This is a genomic window from Micromonospora sp. NPDC049201 (assembly GCF_055586805.1).
In genome coordinates this window covers 352,110-371,289 of record NZ_JBVJHM010000002.1, presented here as the reverse complement: position 1 = coordinate 371,289, position 19,180 = coordinate 352,110, and the positions used below count along the sequence as shown (strand labels likewise).

The 19,180-nt window shown below is 72.8% G+C and carries 20 protein-coding genes; 11 read left to right on the top strand and 9 right to left on the bottom strand.

Annotation, left to right across the window (positions count from 1 at the left end):
* Positions 1-32 precede the first annotated feature (32 nt).
* Positions 33-794 (bottom strand): SDR family NAD(P)-dependent oxidoreductase, encoded by a 762-nt coding sequence (locus ACZ6O5_RS05505; protein WP_465974578.1) that lies wholly within the window; start codon positions 792-794, stop codon positions 33-35.
* A gap of 171 nt (positions 795-965) precedes the next feature.
* Between ACZ6O5_RS05505 and mshA the strand changes: the two genes are divergently transcribed.
* The 3 genes from mshA to ACZ6O5_RS05490 all read left to right on the top strand — a co-directional run bounded on the left by mshA (position 966) and on the right by ACZ6O5_RS05490 (position 3,940).
* Positions 966-2,327: a D-inositol-3-phosphate glycosyltransferase gene (gene mshA / locus ACZ6O5_RS05500; protein WP_465974577.1), complete on the top strand. Its 1,362-nt coding sequence runs from the start codon at positions 966-968 to the stop codon at positions 2,325-2,327.
* 45 nt (positions 2,328-2,372) lie between these two features.
* On the top strand, positions 2,373-2,906 hold the full coding sequence (locus tag ACZ6O5_RS05495) for a type III secretion system chaperone family protein (RefSeq protein WP_465974575.1): 534 nt from the start codon (positions 2,373-2,375) through the stop codon (positions 2,904-2,906).
* A 77-nt stretch (positions 2,907-2,983) separates the two neighbouring features.
* Positions 2,984-3,940: a hypothetical protein gene (locus ACZ6O5_RS05490; RefSeq protein ID WP_465974573.1), complete on the top strand. Its 957-nt coding sequence runs from the start codon at positions 2,984-2,986 to the stop codon at positions 3,938-3,940.
* A 370-nt stretch (positions 3,941-4,310) separates the two neighbouring features.
* Here ACZ6O5_RS05490 and ACZ6O5_RS05485 read toward each other — a convergent pair whose 3' ends face one another.
* Both ACZ6O5_RS05485 and ACZ6O5_RS05480 read right to left on the bottom strand, forming a co-directional pair.
* Positions 4,311-5,561 carry an MDR family MFS transporter gene (locus ACZ6O5_RS05485; protein WP_465974571.1) on the bottom strand — a complete coding sequence of 417 codons (1,251 nt, stop codon included), beginning with the start codon at positions 5,559-5,561 and terminating at the stop codon, positions 4,311-4,313.
* 80 nt (positions 5,562-5,641) lie between these two features.
* Positions 5,642-6,967 carry an MDR family MFS transporter gene (locus tag ACZ6O5_RS05480; RefSeq protein ID WP_465974569.1) on the bottom strand — a complete coding sequence of 442 codons (1,326 nt, stop codon included), beginning with the start codon at positions 6,965-6,967 and terminating at the stop codon, positions 5,642-5,644.
* A 150-nt stretch (positions 6,968-7,117) separates the two neighbouring features.
* Here ACZ6O5_RS05480 and ACZ6O5_RS05475 point away from each other — a divergent pair, with 150 nt between their 5' ends.
* Positions 7,118-7,885, top strand: a complete 768-nt coding sequence (locus tag ACZ6O5_RS05475; protein ID WP_431936176.1) for a phosphoglyceromutase — start codon at positions 7,118-7,120, stop codon at positions 7,883-7,885.
* A 102-nt stretch (positions 7,886-7,987) separates the two neighbouring features.
* Here the strand turns inward: ACZ6O5_RS05475 and phoU are convergent, their stop codons facing one another.
* Positions 7,988-8,632 carry a phosphate signaling complex protein PhoU gene (phoU, locus tag ACZ6O5_RS05470; RefSeq protein ID WP_465974567.1) on the bottom strand — a complete coding sequence of 215 codons (645 nt, stop codon included), beginning with the start codon at positions 8,630-8,632 and terminating at the stop codon, positions 7,988-7,990.
* A gap of 190 nt (positions 8,633-8,822) precedes the next feature.
* On the opposite strand from phoU, the gene ACZ6O5_RS05465 reads away from it, so the two are divergent.
* The 3 genes from ACZ6O5_RS05465 (at position 8,823) to ACZ6O5_RS05455 (ending at position 11,832) form a co-directional block, all read left to right on the top strand.
* Positions 8,823-10,103, top strand: coding sequence for a sensor histidine kinase (locus ACZ6O5_RS05465; protein WP_465975034.1), 1,281 nt, complete (start codon positions 8,823-8,825; stop codon positions 10,101-10,103).
* A gap of 21 nt (positions 10,104-10,124) precedes the next feature.
* Positions 10,125-10,808: a response regulator gene (locus ACZ6O5_RS05460; protein ID WP_465974565.1), complete on the top strand. Its 684-nt coding sequence runs from the start codon at positions 10,125-10,127 to the stop codon at positions 10,806-10,808.
* A gap of 469 nt (positions 10,809-11,277) precedes the next feature.
* Positions 11,278-11,832, top strand: a complete 555-nt coding sequence (locus ACZ6O5_RS05455) for a hypothetical protein (protein ID WP_465974563.1) — start codon at positions 11,278-11,280, stop codon at positions 11,830-11,832.
* 52 nt (positions 11,833-11,884) lie between these two features.
* On the opposite strand, the gene ACZ6O5_RS05450 is transcribed toward ACZ6O5_RS05455, so the two are convergent.
* A complete protein-coding gene (locus ACZ6O5_RS05450; RefSeq protein ID WP_465974561.1) occupies positions 11,885-12,538 on the bottom strand; it encodes an NADPH-dependent F420 reductase in 654 nt (217 codons plus the stop codon).
* A gap of 140 nt (positions 12,539-12,678) precedes the next feature.
* Between ACZ6O5_RS05450 and ACZ6O5_RS05445 the strand changes: the two genes are divergently transcribed.
* Positions 12,679-13,257 (top strand): TetR/AcrR family transcriptional regulator, encoded by a 579-nt coding sequence (locus ACZ6O5_RS05445; protein ID WP_465974560.1) that lies wholly within the window; start codon positions 12,679-12,681, stop codon positions 13,255-13,257.
* A gap of 45 nt (positions 13,258-13,302) precedes the next feature.
* On the opposite strand, the gene ACZ6O5_RS05440 is transcribed toward ACZ6O5_RS05445, so the two are convergent.
* Complete coding sequence (locus ACZ6O5_RS05440; RefSeq protein ID WP_107160412.1) at positions 13,303-14,109, bottom strand: DUF3109 family protein; 807 nt, start codon at positions 14,107-14,109, stop codon at positions 13,303-13,305.
* Between the two features lie 74 nt (positions 14,110-14,183).
* Between ACZ6O5_RS05440 and ACZ6O5_RS05435 the strand changes: the two genes are divergently transcribed.
* Positions 14,184-15,128 carry a Ppx/GppA phosphatase family protein gene (locus tag ACZ6O5_RS05435; RefSeq protein ID WP_465974559.1) on the top strand — a complete coding sequence of 315 codons (945 nt, stop codon included), beginning with the start codon at positions 14,184-14,186 and terminating at the stop codon, positions 15,126-15,128.
* Positions 15,129-15,204: 76 nt separating this feature from the next.
* Positions 15,205-16,011 (top strand): sugar phosphate isomerase/epimerase family protein, encoded by an 807-nt coding sequence (locus ACZ6O5_RS05430; protein ID WP_465974558.1) that lies wholly within the window; start codon positions 15,205-15,207, stop codon positions 16,009-16,011.
* Between the two features lie 90 nt (positions 16,012-16,101).
* On the opposite strand, the gene ACZ6O5_RS05425 is transcribed toward ACZ6O5_RS05430, so the two are convergent.
* The 3 genes from ACZ6O5_RS05425 to ACZ6O5_RS05415 are packed head-to-tail and all read right to left on the bottom strand — an operon-like array spanning position 16,102 to position 18,128.
* Positions 16,102-16,668: a CGNR zinc finger domain-containing protein gene (locus ACZ6O5_RS05425; protein ID WP_107160407.1), complete on the bottom strand. Its 567-nt coding sequence runs from the start codon at positions 16,666-16,668 to the stop codon at positions 16,102-16,104.
* A gap of 19 nt (positions 16,669-16,687) precedes the next feature.
* A complete protein-coding gene (locus tag ACZ6O5_RS05420; protein ID WP_465974557.1) occupies positions 16,688-17,854 on the bottom strand; it encodes a glutathionylspermidine synthase family protein in 1,167 nt (388 codons plus the stop codon).
* A 1-nt stretch (position 17,855) separates the two neighbouring features.
* Positions 17,856-18,128, bottom strand: a complete 273-nt coding sequence (locus ACZ6O5_RS05415) for a hypothetical protein (RefSeq protein WP_405091354.1) — start codon at positions 18,126-18,128, stop codon at positions 17,856-17,858.
* A gap of 130 nt (positions 18,129-18,258) precedes the next feature.
* Between ACZ6O5_RS05415 and ACZ6O5_RS05410 the strand changes: the two genes are divergently transcribed.
* Complete coding sequence (locus tag ACZ6O5_RS05410; protein WP_343444890.1) at positions 18,259-19,179, top strand: proline dehydrogenase family protein; 921 nt, start codon at positions 18,259-18,261, stop codon at positions 19,177-19,179.
* Position 19,180: the final 1 nt, after the last annotated feature.

The window sequence follows — 19,180 nt, the reverse complement described above, 5'->3', positions numbered from 1 at the left end:
TCGCAGACCCGGCTCACTCCTCGCGCTTCACGCTAGACCCGGTGCACCTTGTGCTGCGCGGCCTGGGCCAGCGGGCGGACCACGAGCCGGTCGACGTTGACGTGGTGCGGGCGGGTGGCACACCAGGCGACGCAGTCGGCCACGTCGTCGGCGACAAGCGGCTCGGCCACCCCGGCGTAGACCGCCTCGGCGCGCGCCGCGTCACCGTCGAACCGCACCAGGCCGAACTCCTCGGTCCGCACCATGCCCGGGTCGATCTCGACCACCCGGACCGGCCGGCCGCACAACTCCAGGCGGAGCGTGCAGGCGATCGCGGTCTGCGCGTGCTTGGCCGCCGTGTAGCCACCACCGCCCTCGTAGACGACGTGCCCGGCGGTCGAGCTGACGATCACCACGGTGCCGGCGCCGGAGCGTTCCAGCGCGGGCAGGAGCGCCTTGGTGACCCGCAGCGTGCCGAGCACGTTGACGTCGTACATCCACTGCCAGTCGCCGACGTCGGCGGTCTCGACCGGGTCCAGGCCGCGCGCGCCGCCGGCGTTGTTCACCAGCAGCGTGACCGGCCCGGGCGCGGCGTCCGCGGCGGCGGCCAGGCCGGCGACGGATTCGTCCGAGGTCACGTCGCAGGCCACCGTGGTGGCCGCGCCGCCGGCCGCCTCGATCTCGGCGACCAGCGCGGCCAGCCGGTCGGTACGCCGCGCCGCGGCCAGCACGTGGAAACCCTCGGCGGCCAGCCGGCGGGCGGTGGCCGCGCCGATCCCGCTGGACGCTCCGGTGACGATGGCGACTGAGGTCATCCGGTCATTCTCTCCCGCCGTCGCGGCCCGCGACGTGATGAGGTCCGTCACGCCCGGGAACCCGCGACAGGCATTTCCGAACCCCGATGGGGAAGATGACACCCGGCGTACGGGTTGACCGAGAGGCGCCGGTCGTGCGGGACGGCATCAACCGTGACAGAGGGAGCGGACGTGGCGGATGTGCACACCGGTGTCGGTCGTCAGCGAGGTGCCCTGCCGTGGCCCCGGCCACGTCGCATCGCCACCCTGTCGGTACACACCTCGCCGCTGCACCAGCCCGGCACGGGCGACGCGGGCGGCATGAACGTCTACATCCTGGAGGTCGCCCGGCGGCTGGCCGAGGCCGACGTCGAGGTGGAGATCTTCACCCGGGCCACCGCCGGTGACCTGCCCCCGGTGGTCGAGATGGCGCCCGGGGTGACCGTCCGGCACGTCACCGCCGGGCCGTTGGAGGGGCTGACCAAGGAGGAGCTGCCCGGGCAGCTCTGCGCGTTCACCGCCGGCGTGCTGCGTGCCGAGGCGGCCCGCCCGCCCGGCCACTACGACCTGATCCACTCGCACTACTGGCTCTCCGGCCAGGTCGGCTGGCTGGCCAAGGAGCGCTGGGGCGTCCCGCTGGTGCACTCCGCGCACACCCTCGCCAAGGTCAAGAACGCCCGGCTCGCGGCCGGGGACCGGCCGGAGCCGAAGGCCCGGGTGATCGGCGAGGAGCAGGTGGTCGCCGAGGCGGACCGGCTCGTCGCCAACACCCGGGTGGAGGCCCGCGACCTGCTCGACAGGTACGCCGCCGACCCCGACCGGGTGGCCGTGGTGGAGCCCGGCGTGGACCTGGACCGGTTCCGCCCGGCCGCCGGTGACCGGGAGGCCGCGAACCGGGCTGCCCGCCGCCGGCTCGGTCTGCCGGTCGACGGCTACGTGGTCGCGTTCGTCGGCCGTATCCAGCCGCTCAAGGCCCCGGACGTGCTGGTCCGCGCCGTCGCCGCGCTGCGCGAACGGGACCCGGCACTCGCCGACGAGCTGACGGTGGTGATCTGTGGCGGCCCCAGCGGCAGCGGGCTGGACCGGCCCACCGCGCTGATCGAGTTGGCCCACTCGCTCGGCGTGGCCGACCGGGTCCGCTTCCTCCCGCCGCGGACCGGCGACGACCTGCCCGCGCTCTACCGCGCCGCCGACCTGGTCGCGGTGCCGTCGCACAACGAGTCGTTCGGGCTGGTCGCGCTGGAGGCGCAGGCCTGCGGCACGCCGGTGCTGGCCGCCGCCGTGGGCGGACTGGTCACCGCGGTACGCGACGGCGTCAGCGGGATGCTCATCGACGGGCACGACCCGGTCGACTGGGCCGACGCCCTGGCCCGCCTGCTGCCCGAGCGGAGCCGGCGCGCCGTGCTGGCCCGGGGCGCCGAGCGGCACGCCCGCGACTTCTCCTGGCACCGGACCGTCTCCGGGCTGCTCGCGGTCTACGGGGAGGCGATCACCGAGCACCGGGCCCGGCTGGCCGGCCGACTCGGCGACCCGGCGCTGAGCTGCTCCTGGTGACCGCCCGTCGGGCGAGGAGGCCCGGCCGACCGTAGAGTGGACGCGATGAGCCGTACGAGTGAGGTCTCCGCGCTGATCGAGGCCGTCTGCGCGGAGCGCGAGCTGGAGTGGGAGTCCACCGGCGAGGCGTCGTACGCGGTGACCCTGCCGGGCACGCACAAGCTCAAGACGATCTGCAACCTGATCGTCGGCGAGCACGCGTTGCGGATCGAGGCGTTCGTGATGCGCCAGCCCGACGAGCGCCGCGAGGAGCTGTGGGCCTGGCTGTTGCAGCGCAACGCGCGGATGTACGGCGTCTCGTTCTCCATCGACGCGGTCGGCGACGTCTACCTGACCGGCCGGGTCAACCTGGCCGGGCTCGACGCCGACGAGCTGGACCGCCTGTTCGGCTCCGTGCTGACCTATGCCGACGAGTCGTTCGACAGCATGCTGGAGATCGGCTTCGGGACCGCCATCCGCCGGGAGTGGGAGTGGCGGGTGAAGCGCGGCGAGTCGACCGCCAACCTGGCCGCGTTCGCCCACCTCTTCGAGCCGTCGACCCCGGCCGGCCCGGCCGCCGGAGGTTCAGGCCCCGCCTGACGGGTATGCCGCCTCGCGCGGTGCGGAGCATCGGGACCCGCCGCGCGCCGAGGACGGACTGTCGAGGAGCGTGTCCCATGGCTCAGCGCAACAGCTCAGGTCGCGGCACGACCGCGACCCGGACCAAGCGGCACACCGGTAACCGGACGCCGAACACCCCGCAGGTGTCGGAATCCGAGATCTCCCGGATGAAGGTCGACGACATCCGGGGCCAGCTCCGCCGGCGCGGGGTCTCCGGGACCTCCACGCTGCGCAAGCCGGAGTTGGTGAAGACGCTCGCGCGCACCATGCGCGCGGAGGGGCGCGGCGGCGCGGCCCGGCGGAGCACCGGCCCGGCCGGTCGGCCGGCGGCGGCGAAGAAGACCGCCGCCCGGAAGACCACGCCGGCCCGCCGGAAGGCCACGTCCGCGGCCAAGGCCGCGCCGGCCACCCGGGCCACCGGCGCCCGGGCCAAGGCGACGGGTACGCGCAAGGCGGCCCCCGCCCGCGCGAAGGCGACCGCCTCCCGCGCGAAGGCGACCGCCTCCCGCGCGAAGGCAGCGCCCGCTCGCGCGAAGGCAGCACCCGCTCGCGCGAAGGCAGCACCCGCTCGGGCGAAGGCAGCACCGTCCCGCGCGAAGGCGGCGTCGGCGCGTAAGGCGGCACCCGCGCGGGCGCAGGCCGCGCTGACGCGCGGGCCGGCGTCCAGCCGGTCGATCGGATCGTCCCAGCTCATCATGTCTCTCGCGGATCGTCCGGAGCGCCCGGGGCGGAGCCTGGTGACCCGCAACCACGAGGTGATCCAGCGTTGGGCACGGGCCCGGGGTGCGAAACCGGCCACCATCGCCGGCACCGAGCGGGGCGACCGGCCCGGCGTGTTGACGTTCAACCTGCCGGGTTACCGGGAGAGCAGCCGGCTCCGGGAGATCACCTGGGACGCCTGGTTCCGGACGTTCGACTCACGGCGGCTCAATCTGATCTACCAGGAGCAGATGCGCGACGGCCGGCAGAGCAACTTCTTCCGTACCGAGAACCCGAATCGCGAGGACGGTTGAGGTTTACGGGAATGGCCGGCGGGAATCCGCGTGTTGGCCACCCCGGGAGGCCGCAGCAGGGACAGCCGGATTCCCGACACGGATGCTGTGACGGGTAAGACAGCGATCCGGGTTGAATCCGGAATCCGGGCGAACTAACTTTATTGCACCGCGTCCCGCTTGTTTTCGTTCGGGGGAGCGGCGGATCGATCAGATCCGCGCAGGCGCGACGCGAAGATCGGGCGGAGCACACCGTTGGGGGACGGTGCCGCCCGGGGAAACCGGCGGCGCGAGCGGGCGACGCTTACGGGGGTGAGTGTCGCCCGCCGCCGCCGGGCGTACGGTGCGAGCGCCCATCTCGACGGGGGTCGGGATGGGCGCTCGGCCGTTCTCACCGGCGGATCGTCTCCGCCGGTCGGGACGCGGCCCGCAGTGCGGCGACCCGGCGCTCCCGTGGCGGCCCGGCGATCAGGTGGCCGGCGGCGGCCAGCAGGCCCAGCCCGCCCACCACCAGCCAGTGCCGGTCGCCGAGCCGCTCCAGGCTGAGCCCGCCGAGCGCCGGCGCCACGAAGGACGCCGCCGGGAACGTCAGATAGAACACCGACTGGTAACGGGCGCGCAGCTCCGGTGGCGCGAGATCCGCGTTGATCTGCGCGTTCGGTGGCGCGGCGAGCATCTGCCCGGCGGTCCAGACCACCGCCGCCCCCAGATAGAGCGGCAGCCCGTCGGCGACGGTCAGCGTGCCGAAGCCGAGCGCCATCAGCCCGGTCGAGACGGCCAGCACGGTCGAGCGCCGGTACGGCTCGATCAGCCGTGGCACGAAGAGCTGCCCGGCCACGATCAGCGCCCCGCCGAGCGCCACCACCAGTCCGTACGCGGACGGGCGCAGTCCGTCCGCACGCATCGCCAACGGCATGATCGTCGACGTCTGCATGGTCAGCACCGCCAGCAGGAACGTCAGCGCGACGAAGGCGAGGAAGGTGCGGTCGGTCAGCGCGGTGTGCAGCCCGGGTCGCCGCCCCACCACCGCCTCCGGGGTCACCGCCGGACGGTGGCGCAGCGTCTCCGGCACCTTGAGCGCGATGACCACCGCAGCCGCCAGGGTGGCCCCGGCGTCGACCAGGAACAGCGCCCGGAAACTCGCCTCGGCGAGCACCCCGGCCAGCAGCGAGGCGACCGCCATGCCCAGGTTGAACGCCCAGAACTGGAGGTTGAACGCGCGGGACCGGCGGGCCTCCGGCACCACGTCCACGATGGCCGCCACGAACGCGGGGCTCGGCATCGAGTGCGCCACCCCGACCAGCGTGGCCAGCACGGCGATCACCGCCAGGTGCCGGCTGAACGCCAGCGCGGCCATCAGCCCGGCGGCGGCGAGGTGGGCGGCGAGCAGGGTGGCCCGCCGGCCCCACCGGTCGGCCAGTACGCCGCCGAGCAGCGTGCCGACCGCGCCGCCGATCCCGTAGGCGCCGACGACGAGCCCGGCCAGCGACGGCGAGGCGCCCCGCGCGGCGGTGAGGTAGAGCGACAGGAACAGCAGCGCGAACGCGCCGGCCCGGTTGATCAGCAGGCCGGACCAGAGGTACCAGAAGGTGGCGGGCAGCCCGCCGGCCGTGTCGTCCCACCAGCGCCGTAGGCCGCGCACCCGTCCTCCAGGAAGGTTTCCTTACTGATCCCTTCCGACACGGTAGCGACCGCGTCGGCGGCGGGCGCGCGCGGGCGTACTCAGGAACCGGCCCGGACCGGCGCGGCGGGGGACGCCGCCGCGGCCTCGGCCGACTGCGGCGCCGGGGTGCGGGTGAGGGTGACCGGTGCGACCGGGCTGCCGGCGGCGCGGAGCTGGGCGGCCCGCCGTTCCCGGGCGGGGCCGGAGACCAGGTGGGTGATCGCGGTCAGCGCGCCGATCGCGGCGCAGGCCAGCCACAGCGCGGTGTTGCCGGCCTGTTCCCGGAGCAGGCCGCCGAGGATCGGCGCGCTGGCGCCGGCGAGTTGCCAGGAGAGGGAGAACACGCCCTGGTAGCGCCCGCGCAGCGCGGCCGGCGACAGCTCCGCGATCAGCGTGGCGTTGGACGGCGAGTTGAGCATCTCGCCGAGCGTCCAGATGAGCACCGTGAGGCCGTAGAGCCAGACCGTGTCCGCGAACGCGGTCAGCCCGAACCCGACGCCCATGATCAGCGCGGACAACGCCAGCACGTGCGACCGGCTGCGGCCGGAGATGAGCCGGGGCACGAAGAGTTGCCCGACCACGATGAGCACCCCGTTGAGCGCGATCACCGAGCCGTAGGTGGCCGGGCTGAGCCCGGAGTCGCCCATGGCGATCGGCAGCATCGAGATGTGCTGGAGGAAGACCAGCGCGGCGAACAGGTTGAGCGCCACGAAGCCGAGGAAGACCCGGTCCCGGAGGATGGTGCGCAGCGCGCCGGCCGGAACCGCCGCGCCCTTGGCGACCACGACCGTCGGCGCGACCCGGGTCTCCTTGACCCGGGTGAAGATGATCAGCGCGGTGACCACCGTGGTGGTCGCGTCCACCAGGAAGAGCAGCAGGTACCCGGCCTGGGCGGCGAGGCCGGCCAGCACGGCGGCGCAGGCGAAGCCGAGGTTGATCGCCCAGTAGTTGAGCGAGAACGCGCGGAGCCGGTCCTTCTCCGGCACCACGTCGACCATCATCGCGCCGAACGCCGGGCGGGCCGCCTCGGCGAACAGGCCGAGCAGCAGCGCGCCCGCGGCCACCGCCCAGAGCGGGCGGGCCAGGCCGAGCCCGACCATCATGGTGGCCGCGCCGAGGTGCGCGGTGAGCAGCGTGGGCCGCCGCCCCCAGCGGTCGGTGAGCATGCCGCCGATGGTGGTGCCGATCGCGCCACCGACGCCCCAGAGGCCGATCACCAGGCCGGCCTGGACCGCCGAGAAGCCGCGCTCCCGGGTCAGGTAGATGGCGAGGAAGATCAGCACGAACGAGCCGAGCCGGTTGATCAGCGTGCCGGTCCAGAGGTACCAGAAGGAACGCGGCAAGCCGCCCGCCGTGTCCCGGAACCAGCCCTGTACCGTCCGCATCCCCGACGCCCCCGTTGGTAATGACCGATCAAACGCAGATGCCTTACAACCTAGTGGCCTGCCGGAACGCCGGTCACCCGCATTTCCACGTGGTGGTCGTCACCACAGGTCCCCGCGTGTCCATCGGGCCGGTACGGCAGGATGATCCGCATGACTGCGAGCGAAGGGCCCACCATCGGGACGCTGGTCCTGCTGCGGCACGGCGAGAGCGACTGGAACGCCAAGAACCTCTTCACCGGCTGGGTGGACGTCGACCTGACCGAGAAGGGCGAGACCGAGGCGCGGCGCGGCGGCGAACTGCTCCGTGAGCACGACCTGCTGCCGGACGTGGTGCACACCAGCCTGCTGCGCCGGGCGATCCGTACCTCCGAGCTGGCGCTGAACGCCGCCGACCGGCACTGGATCGCGGTACGCCGGTCCTGGCGGCTCAACGAGCGCCACTACGGCGCGCTCCAGGGCAAGGACAAGAAGCAGACCCTGGACGAGTACGGCGAGGAGCAGTTCATGCTCTGGCGCCGGTCGTACGACACGCCGCCGCCGCCGATCGACGACAACGACGAGTGGTCGCAGGTCGGCGACCCCCGGTACGCGCTGCTGCCGACCGAGCTGATGCCGCGCACCGAGTGCCTCAAGGACGTCGTCGACCGGATGCTGCCCTACTGGTACGACTCGATCGTGCCGGACATCCTGGCCGGCCGGACGGTGCTGGTGGCGGCGCACGGCAACTCGCTGCGCGCCCTGGTGAAGCACCTCGACCAGATCTCCGACGAGGCCATCGCCAAGCTGAACATCCCGACCGGCATCCCGCTGCGCTACGACCTGGACGCCGACCTGCGCCCCCAGGTGCTAGGCGGCACCTACCTGGACCCCGACGCAGCCAAAACGGCTGCCGCCGCGGTAGCCAACCAGGGCCGCTGATGTAAGGCGGGGCCCCTTCTTAACGCTTGCGGTAGAGGAGGGGCCCCTTCTTAACACTCCCCTGTTAAGAAGGGGCCCCTCCTTGGCTCGGGGCCGGGTGGGTCAGGCCGACGGCGAGCCGGTGATCAGGTAGACCACGTGCTCACCGGCGTTCACCGCGTGGTCGGCGAAGCGCTCGTAGAAGCGGCCCAGCAGCGTCGCGTCGATCGCGGTCTCCACCCCGTACGGCCAGTCGTCGCCGAGCAGCACGCCGAACAGGCTCTTGTGCAGGTCGTCCATCGCGTCGTCGTCGCGGTCCAGTTCGGCGGCGACGTCCGCGTCGGGCTTGGCCAGCACCGCGCCGATCTTCTCGGCCATCCGGTCCGCGATACCGGCCATGTCGGTGAAGACCGGCCGCAGCTCGGCCGGCACCGCGGGGGAGGGGTGCCGGCGCAACGCCGTCTTGGCCACGTGGTCGGCCAGGTCGCCCATCCGCTCCAGGTCGGCCGCCACGTGCAACGCGGTGATCATGGCCCGCAGGTCGGAGGCGACCGGGGCCTGCCGCGCGAGCAGGTCGCAGACCCGCTCCTCCACGTGCCGGTAGAGATCGTCGATCTCGGCGTCCCGCGCGATCACCGTCTCGGCCGCCACGCGGTCCGCGGTGAGCAGCCCTCTGGTGGCCTGCCGCATGGCCGCGCGCACCGCCTCGGCCATGTCCACCAGCAGTTGGCTGACAATCTGCAGGTCGGCCCGGAACTCGTCGCGCATCGTCACTTCCTTCGGGTACGGCATGAGCAGGTGCGCGCCCCACGGTAGGCCGGACGGCCGGCACCAGGGTGAACGCGGATGAACGACGCGGGACCCGTGGGTGAACATTCCCGGAAGCGAGAGTGATTCATCCCTTTCTGACCGATCCCTGGGTTAACAATGACCCTACGATCGCCGGGTGGAGTGGGCAGTGGCCATCGCGGTGGCCGTGGCGCTGGTGACCGGACTGGTCGCCGGGGCGATGCTGTCCGGGCCGGTGGGACAGTGGCGGCGCCGGTGGGCGTCGCGGGGCGGCGGGACCGCCCGCCGTGACGCAGGGAGGCCGACGATTCCGGACGAAGCGCAGGGGGGCCTCTCCGGGCTCGGCCGCAAGACGATCGACTCGTTGCGCGCCGGCGTGGTGGTGCTCGACCCGAACGACGTGCCGGTGCTGGTGAACCCGGCGGCCCGCGCGATGGGCCTGCTCCGGGCCGGGGCGGCCCCGGGCTCGATCGCGGCGCACCCGCTGATCCGTACGCTGGCCGGTCAGGTCCGCCGCACGGGCGTGCGTCGCGAGATCGAGCTGGACCTGCCCCGAGGTCGCGACAGCGCCGGTGACAACCCGCTCGGCGTGCACCTGCGGGCCATGGGACTCGGCGCCGGTTTCATCTCGATCGAGGCGGTCGACGTCACCGAGTCGCACCGCCTGGCCCGGGTCCGCCGCGACTTCGTGGCCAACGTGAGCCACGAGCTGAAGACCCCGATCGGCGCGCTCCAACTGCTCGCCGAGGCGCTGGTGGACGCCACCGAGCCGGCTGTCGACGACGGGCCCGGCCTGTCCGAGGACCTGATCGCCGCGCGGCGGTTCGCCGAGCGGATCCAGCACGAGTCGACCCGGCTCGGCCGGCTGGTGCAGGAGCTGCTGGAGCTGACCCGGCTCCAGGGCGCCGAACCCCAGCCCCCACCCGAGCCGGTCTCGCTGGACTGGGTGCTCGCCGAGGTGGTCGACCGGACCCGCACCGCGGCCACCGCCCGCCGGGTGGAGATCGTCATGGCCGGGCAGCGGGGCCTGACCGCGTACGGGAGTGACAGCCAGCTCGCCACCGCGGTGGCCAACCTGGTGGAGAACGCGGTCACCTACTCGGCCGAGGACACCACGGTCCGGGTGACCACGCGGGCCACCGACGAACACGTCGAGATCGCGGTGGCCGACCAGGGCATCGGCATCGCCCCGAACGACGTCGACCGGATCTTCGAGCGCTTCTACCGCGCCGACCAGGCCCGCTCCCGGGCGACCGGTGGCACCGGCCTGGGGCTGGCCATCGTGAAACACATCGCCAGCAACCATGGCGGTCGGGTGGATGTGTCGAGCACCCTTGGTGGGGGCTCGACGTTCACCCTCCGGCTGCCTGCCCGCCCCCCGGACGACCTGGAGGCGACACTCGCCTCCGCTGGGATCGAGGCCGGCCCGGCCGAGCTCCGGCAGGTCTGACCACAGGAAAGGAAACACCCGTTGAGCCGCGTACTGGTGGTCGAGGACGAGGAGTCGTTCTCCGACGCCCTGTCCTACATGCTCCGCAAGGAGGGGTTCGAGGTCTCGGTCGCCGCGACCGGCACCTCCGCCCTCACCGAGTTCGACCGGACCGGCGCCGACATCGTGCTGCTCGACCTGATGCTGCCGGAGATGTCGGGCACCGAGGTCTGCCGCCAGCTCCGCCAGCGGTCGCACGTCCCGATCATCATGGTCACCGCCCGGGACAGCGAGATCGACAAGGTGGTCGGCCTGGAGATCGGCGCCGACGACTACGTGACCAAGCCGTACTCGCCCCGTGAGCTGGTCGCCCGGATCCGGGCGGTGCTGCGCCGGCAGAGCGCCGAGGCGAGCGAGTCGGGCGCGCCGACGCTGGCCGCCGGCCCGGTCCGGATGGACATCGAGCGGCACGTGGTGACCGTGGAGGGCGCGGGCGTCCAGCTTCCGCTCAAGGAGTTCGAGCTGCTGGAGCTGCTGCTGCGCAACGCCGGCCGGGTGCTCACCCGGGGGCAGCTCATCGACCGGGTCTGGGGCGCCGACTACGTGGGTGACACCAAGACGCTCGACGTGCACGTGAAGCGGTTGCGCTCCAAGATCGAGCCGGAACCGTCCACACCGCGCTACATCGTCACGGTCCGGGGCCTGGGCTACAAGTTCGAGCCGTAACCACCCCGACACTCTCGCCCGCTGCCTACCCGTCTGCGTCGATCATGAAGTTGGCGCCGACAAATCGGACGCCAGGTCCGGTCAACTTCATGATCGCTGGCGCTTTGTCGGAAGTGGTGCGGGGAGTTCTCGGTGGGTGGAACGTCATGGGTGTCTGAGCGCGCCAAGGTGCCGGTGGCGTGCCGCCGAACGGGCCCCGGTGGGTGGTTTGTCCGGTTCGGCGGTGGTGGGCGGCACTCTGGCGGCGGAATCGTCGACGGGGTCGCGGCGTTGTATCCCGGTGCACGGCCGAGGAAGGCAAGCGCCCTCCCGCCTGGGAATGACGGTGGGCCCCCGGTCGTTGCACAGTCTTCCGGCGCCCGCGTCGAGGCCCCCGCCCCGCGAGCAGCCGGATCCCCCGAGCTTTTTCTTGTGCGCCTGACGGTGCCCGCACCCCCCGGTGCGTTGACCCCCGAATGGAGCCCTCGCCATGAACACGATGCTGCGTAAGAGTGTGCTGGGTATTGCTGGTCTGGCTTTCACCGGTGGTGTGTTCGCCGGTCCGATCGCCGGTCACGTCGAGTCCGCGCACGCCGCCACCGCCAGCAAGCCGATCGCGGTCGCGAGTGTGCAGGGTGAGCAGTCCACGATCACCCTGAACGGCGAGCAGACCGCCAACGTCAAGGCGATCATCGCGGCGACGAAGAAGGCCGGGCTGCCGGAGCGGGCGGCGGTGGTCTCGATCGCGACGGCGTTGCAGGAGTCGAAGCTGGAGAACCTGGGCCACCTCGGCGACCGTAACGACCACGACTCGCTGGGTCTGTTCCAGCAGCGTCCGTCCTCGGGTTGGGGCACGCCGGAGCAGATCACCGACCCGGAGTACTCGACGCTTGCGTTCCTGAAGGGGTTGAAGCAGGTCGACGGCTGGCAGGACATGCCGGTGACCCAGGCCGCGCAGACGGTGCAGGTGTCGGCCTACCCGGACGCGTACGCCCAGTGGGAGAAGCAGGCCACCGACCTGGTCAACAAGCACTGGAACAGCTAAGACGCCACGAAGGCCGGCACCCCGGACAGGGGTGCCGGCCTTCTGCGTGGGCTCAGCGCACGACCTTCACGTTGAACAGCGGCGTGCCCAGTCGGCCGTAGAGACGCAGCCAGATCGGCAGCAGCATCTCGGTGCCCCGCGCCGTGGTGATGTCGCCCAGGTCGAGCACGTCGGTGTGGCCGAAGCTGGTGAGCAGTTCGGTGACCACGCCTTTGGCGTCGGCGTCGTCGCCCGACACGAAGACGGTGTGGTCGCCGTCGGCGAGCTGTCGGGGGTGGGCCATCAGCTCGGCGGTGAGCGTGTTGAGCGCCTTCACCACCCGGGTACGCGGGAACGCCCGTTGGATCCGCTCGCCGAGCGAGTCGTCGTTGAGCACCGAGAGGGTGGGCGGGAAGCCCTGGCTGAAGTCGAGTGGGTTGGCGATGTCGAGCAGGATCTTGCCGGCCAGGTTCTCCGCACCCGCCGCGTCGAGGGCGGGGAGGGATCCGTCGCCGTTGGTGGCGTTCACGACCAGGTCCGCCCCGGCGGCGGCGTCGGCGTGCCCGGCCAGGGCGATCCCCGGATGGCCGCTGGCCCACTCGCCCCAACTCCCGGCCCGGGTGGTGGTGACATCCCGGGTGCCGACGGTCACCTCGTGGCCCAGCTCGGCGGCGCGGGCGGCGATGGCCCGGCCAACCATGCCGGTGCCCAGTACTGCGATGCGCATGTCGAATCCGTCCTCCGGTCTCGGCCGAGCCTCGCGGAACGCGCTCGGTGCGACTCAGGCTAACAGACAGGTCTGTCTACTAACAGGACCGAGGAGACGTACCTGTCTGTAGACTCTGCGGCGCAGAACGAGGAGGAACCATGGCCCGCACTCCGGCCGGCGCTGCCCGGGCACGCATCCTGGAGACCGCGTTCCGGCTGTTCTACGCGTACGGACCGCGCGGCGTCGGGGTCGACACCGTCATCGCCGAGTCGGGCGTCGCCAAGGCCACGCTCTACAAGCACTTCCCGAGCAAGGACGACCTGGTGCTGGCGTACCTCGACAAGGTCGACCTGGCCTGGTCGGCGGCGCTGCGGGCGGCGGCGGAGGCCGCCGGGGCCGACCCGCGCGAGCAGCTCGTCGGCATGTTCGACGCGCTCGGCGGAGCCTGTCGCCGGGAGGGCTACCACGGTTGCGCGTTCATCAACACCGCTGCGGAGACACCGGCCGGTAGCCCGGTGCACGCCCGCACCGTCGCGCACAAGAACGCGGTCCGGGACTGGGTCACCGGCCTGGCCCGGCAGGCCGGGGCGGCCGAGCCGGAGTCGCTGGCCCGCCAGCTCACCCTGCTGCTCGACGGCGGCCTGGCCGGCGGCGTCCTCGACGGTGATCCGGTGATCGCCGACGCGGCGAAGCGGAGCGCCCGCGCCCTGATCGACGCGGCGCTCCCGAAACGCTGAGCGGGGCGCGCTGCTCTACCGGAGGCGTTAAGCGGGGGCCCGGCCTTACTCGCTCGCGGGGTGGGGGGCGATCTGGCCCTGGCGGTGGCGGGCGGCGCACAGCTCGACCAGCTTCGCGTACGCGGGGGCGCCGATGAGTGCGGTCAGCTCCGGGCCGTAGGAGACGTACATCGGCTCGGCGCCGACGTGCGCGTCCGTGGAGGAGGTGCACCACCAGTCCAGGTCGTGCCCGCCCGCGCCCCAGCCGCGCCTGTCGAACTCGGCCAGCGTGGAGATGAGCACCTTGGTGTTGTCCGGCCGCTTGTGCCACTCCTGGTCCCGGCGGACCGGCAGTTGCCAGCAGACGTCGGGCTTGTATTCCAGCGGGTGCACGCCGTCGCGCAGCGCCTGGGCGTGCAGCGCGCAGCCGCCGCCGGCCGGGAAGTCGGCGTCGTTGAGGAACACGCAGGGCGCGTCCACGTCCCGGGTGGCGGTGCGCCGGGCCGGCGTCTTGCCGTCGACCGTGTCGTTCTCGGTCCAGTTCTTGAAGCCACGACGGAAGTGCTGCCAGGTCTCCGGCGTGAGCCGCTTGACGGCCGCCCGGACCCGCTTCTCGTCGTCGGAGTCGGTGAAGAACGCGCCGTGCGAGCAGCACCCGTCCGCGGCCCGCCCGGCGACGATGCCGTGGCAGCCCTGACCGAAGATGCACGTCCAGCGGGAGAGCAGCCAGGTCAGGTCGGCGCGGACGACGTGCTTCGGGTCGGCCGGGTCGACGAACTCGATCCACTCCCGGGGGAAGTCCAGCCCGACCTCGCGACTGCGCGGGTCGTCCGGGTCGTCCACCAGCACGCGAAGCTCGATCTGCCCTGTCACCCGGACCAGCGTACGCGTGCTCTTCCCGCCCGGCCGGCGAGCCGACGAAACGTGTTGCCCCTAGGGTCTTTCCCATGCGACTGGGTGTCCTCGACGTCGGTTCCAACACGGTGCACCTCCTGGTGGTCGACGCCCACCACGGCGCGCACCCCTGGCCGGCGCACTCCGAGAAGGTGGTGCTGCGGCTGGCCGAGCAGATCGGCCCGGACGGCGCGTTGACCGACGCGGGCGCGGACGGGCTGGTCAAGGCGGTCGGCATGGCGCGGGCGGCGGCCGACGGGCTGGGCGCCGAGGACCTGTTGGCGTTCGCCACCAGCGCGGTCCGGGACGCCACCAACGCGGGCGAGGTGCTGGCCCGGGTCCGCGACGAGACCGGCGTACGCCTGGAGGTGCTCTCCGGCGCGGACGAGGCGCGGATGACGTTCCTCGCGGTGCGGCGGTGGTTCGGGTGGTCCGCCGGCCGGCTGCTGGCGATGGACATCGGCGGCGGCTCGCTGGAGCTGGCCGCCGGCATCGACGAGCATCCGGACGTCGCGGTCTCGCTGCCGCTCGGCGCGGGCCGGCTCAGCCGGGAGCGGCTGGCGGTCGACCCGGCCGGCCCGCTGCCGCCGTCCGCCGAGGCCGTGGAGGGGCTGCGGGAGTACGTGGACGCGCAGCTCGACCCGGTGGTGAAGCAGTTGACCGAGGTGGGCTGGGAGCGTCCGGTGGCGACCTCGAAGACGTTCCGCACGCTGGCCCGGCTGGCCGGCGCCGTGCCGTCCGGCGCCGGTCTCTGGGCCCGGCGCAGCCTGACCCGCACCGGGCTGGGGCAGGTGCTCGGCTTCGTCCGGCACATCCCACCGGCCCACCTGCCGGAGCTGGAGGGGGTCAGCGCGCAGCGGGCCCACCAGCTTCTCGCCGGCGCGGTGGTGGCCGAGGCGGTGATGCGCCGGCTCGACGTCGACAGCCTGGACATCTGCCCGTGGGCGTTGCGGGAGGGAGTCATCCTGCGTCGGCTGGATCAGCTCGCGCCGATGTGATCCGGGGCGCTCGCTTCGGGCGCTTTGCGGGTGCTCGTCCCGATGCCTCCTGGCGGGGGCGGCTACCCTGAGGGGTGTGACTTCCCGCGTGCCGGTGCTCCTGTCCACGTCCTCGGTCTTCCCCGAACGGACCGCGGCGGCGTTCCAGCTCGCCGCCGCGCTCGGATACGACGGCGTCGAGGTGATGGTCTGGACGGACCCGGTGAGCCAGGACGCGGGCGCGCTGCGCGGCCTCGCCGAGCACTACGGCGTCCCGGTGCTCTCGGTGCACGCGCCGTGCCTGCTGGTCACCCAGCGGGTGTGGAGCGCCGATCCGTGGGAGCGGCTGCGCCGGGCCGCCGAGCTGGCCGAGACGCTGGAGGCGCCGACCGTGGTGGTGCACCCGCCGTTCACCTGGCAGCGGGACTACGCGCGGACGTTCGGCGACGGGTTGGCGGCCACCGCCGGGCGGTTCGGCGGGCTGCGGTTCGCGGTGGAGAACATGTTCCCGGTGCGGATGGCCGGCCGGCAGTTCGTGCCGTACGTGCCGGGCTGGGACCCGACCGACACCGGCTACGCCTCCTACACGCTGGACCTGTCGCACTGCGCGGCCTCGCACACCGACGCGTTGGCCATGGCCGACCGGATGGGCGCCGGGCTGGCGCACGTGCACCTGGGTGACGGCACCGGCGAGGGGCGGGACGAGCACCTGGTGCCCGGCCGGGGCGGTCAGCCCTGCGCGGAGCTGCTCCGTTCGCTGGCCGGGCGCGGCTTCACCGGCTCGGTGGCGGTGGAGGTGACCACCCGGGGCGCGAAGAGTCGCGCGGTCCGCGAGGCGGATCTGCGCGAGGCGCTGGCGTTCGCCCGCGCGAACCTGACCGCCCCCTCCCCGGTCGACGCCTGACCGTTCGGTCCCGCGACGCGTGACCGGCCGGGTCGTCGGCGTCACCGGCACCCGGCATGGCGGCCCCGGAACCGGCCGCCGGCCCGGACGTCAGCTCACCGGGGCGAGCGGCTGGGCCGGCACCGGCTGCTCGCCGACCGCGGCGCGCTTGCGGGCCCGGTGCGCCGCCACGTGTGAGCGGGTGGCGCAGCGCTCCGAGCAGAAGCGCCGGCAGCAGTTCGACGAGGTGTCCAGGTAGACGTTGCCGCAGCGCTCGTCCGCGCAGACGCCGAACCGGGCGCTGCCGTACTCGCAGAGCCAGACCGACAGGCCCCAGACCGCGCCGGCCAGGTATTCCGCGGAGACCGACGCGCCCCGGCTGGTCACGTGCATGTGCCAGTCGGAGGAGTCGTGCCCGGAGATGCGGGGCTGCACCGGGAACGCCTCCAGCAGCGCGTTCAGCTCCGTGACGGCGTCGGCGTCGCGCCCCGACGTGCCGTACTCGAAGACGTCCCGGAGGCGCTTCTGCGCCCGCCGGAAGATCGCCAGGTCCCGTTCCGCGACCTCGTCGCGCATCCAGGCGTTCTCGTCCGGGAAGAGGGCCCGCAGGCCGTCCAGGTCGTCCAGCCGGGCGTTGACGAGCTCGACCCCGGTCCGGGCGTACGCGTCGAAGTTCACGGGACCAACGGTAGACGACTCAGCGCGGACGCGGCGCGTCGATGTAGTGGGGCAGAAACCGCGCGTAACCGTCTGTGATGAGGCTCTCGCTTTCGCGTACGCCCACGCCGGCCGACCCGCCGTCCACGACCCAGCTTCCGAGCACTGTGTGGTTGCCGTCGAACTGGGGCAACGCGCGGAACTCCTGGAAGCAGAAGCCCTCGTCGCCGTAGATCCCCGGGTTGGTGATCTCGGTGTCGCCGGTCACGATGCGTACCGATCCGCCCTCGCGGCCGAGCAACGGCTTGGCCACGTACTCGGACATCCCGCGTGGCGAGTCCAGGTATGCCGGCAGCAGCAGCTCGTGCCCGGGGTACAGCTCCCAGAGCACGGCCAGCAGCGCCTTGTTCGACAGCAGCAGCTTCCAGGCCGGCTCGATCCAGGTGGTCGGCGTGCCCGGGTCCAGCGCCGGCGGCCCGTACGGCTCGGCGAGCATCCACTCCCAGGGGTAGAGCTTGAAGCAGGTGGTGATCGGCCGGTCGTCGGCGTCGACGAAGCGCCGCCCGTCCCAGCCGACCCGCTGGATCGGCATGAGCGTCACGTCCAGCCCCGCCTGGCGGGCCGTCTCGGCGAGGTAGCCGGCGGTGATCTGGTCCTCGCCCGACTCCTCCTCGTTCGACCAGAGGACGTGCACGCGCGGGTCGTGCAGCCCGGCGCCGATCTTGGCCCACGCGCCGACCAGCCGTTCGTGCAGGCTGTTCCACTGGTCCGCGTCCGGGTGGGTGTGCTCCAGCCAGTACCACTGCACGATGCTGGCCTCGACCAGCGCGGTCGGGGTGTCCGCGTTGTACTCCAGCATCTTCGGCGGCCAGCTGCCGTCGTAGGCGAGGTCGAAGCGGCCGTAGAGCGTCGGCGGGGCCTCCCGCAGCGAGCGGGCGACCGCCTCGGCGGCCCACTCCGGGATGCCGAACTCGGCGTGGCGGCGGCGGGCCACCACGTGCTCGGCGGCGGCCACCGACATCCGGTGCAGCTCCTCGGTCGCCTCCTCCAGCCGGAGCACCTCGTCCAGCGTGAACGCGTACGCCGCGGTCTCGTCCCAGTACGACATGATCTCGCCGTCGGGCAGCTCGGTGTCGACGTACACCAGGCCCTGGGCCCGGATGGTGTCGTCCCAGTCGGGGCGCGGCGTGCTGGCCTCGCGGCGCACGTCAGCCGCCGCAGGAGGCGAGGAAGGTGCCGAAGCCGCCGCGGTCGGGCAGCGCGGCGGTGGTCGGGGCGACGTCGCCGCGCGCGGCGGCCGGCGCGGGGACCCGCAGCGCCACCGCGACGGTGTCACCGCCCCCGCCGGCCGGCCCGAGGGCGCAGTCGTCATCGTCGTCGTCGTAGCCGTTGTTGCAGCCGGAGAGCGCGAGCGCCAGCGCGGTCAGCGCACCGAGCTGCACGGTGGCGGAGCGGAGCCGGCGGCGGGGGTGTCGTTCCACGTGAACGTTGTAGCTGATCGTCGCCAGTCGGTGTGATTGGCGGGGCCCCCTGTTATCGCCCGGCGATAACAGGGGGCCCGGCCTTGCACGTGCCCGGCGCGGGTGTGGGGGTGGGCGTTACGCTCGGCTCATGCTCCGTTCCGTCATCCTCGCCGCCTCCCGGTCATCCCAGGTGGAGCGGCTCGTCGCGACGGCCCCGTTCACCCGGGACGTCGTCCGCCGGTTCGTCGCCGGCGCCGGCACCGACGACGCGTTGCGCGCGACCCGCGCACTCGTCGGTGACGGCCAAGCGGTCACCCTCGACTACCTGGGCGAGGACACCACCACCCCGGAGCAGGCGAACGCCACCCGGGACGAATACCTCACCCTGCTGCGCCTGCTCGGCGCCGCCGGCCTCACCCCGGCCGCCGAGGTCAGCGTGAAGCTGTCCGCGCTCGGCCAGGCGTTCGACGAGCAGTTCGCGTACGACAACGCGCGGCAGATCTGCGTGGCGGCCGACGCGGCCGGCACCACCGTCACGTTGGACATGGAGGACCACACCACCACCGACTCGACGCTGGACGTGCTGGCGAAGCTCCGCAAGGACCACCCGTCGACCGGCGCGGTGCTCCAGGCGTACCTGCGGCGGACCGAGTCGGACTGCCGCGAGCTGGCCGCCGCCGGTTCCCGGGTGCGGTTGTGCAAGGGCGCGTACAAGGAGCCGGAGTCGGTGGCGTACCAGTCCGCCCGCGAGGTGGACAAGTCGTACGTGCGCTGCATGAACGTGCTGATGGCGGGCGACGGCTATCCGATGCTCGCCACCCACGACCCGCGCCTGATCGCGATCGGCGAGGACCGGGCGCGCTGGTTCGACCGCGACCCGGGCCGCTTCGAGTTCCAGATGCTCTACGGCATCCGCCCGGAGGAGCAGCAGCGCCTGGTCGGCGAGGGCTACACGGTGCGCACCTACGTCCCCTACGGCGACCAGTGGTACGGCTACCTGATGCGCCGACTGGCCGAGCGCCCGGCCAACCTGGCGTTCTTCGGCCGTGCGGTGATGTCGAAGAAGTGAG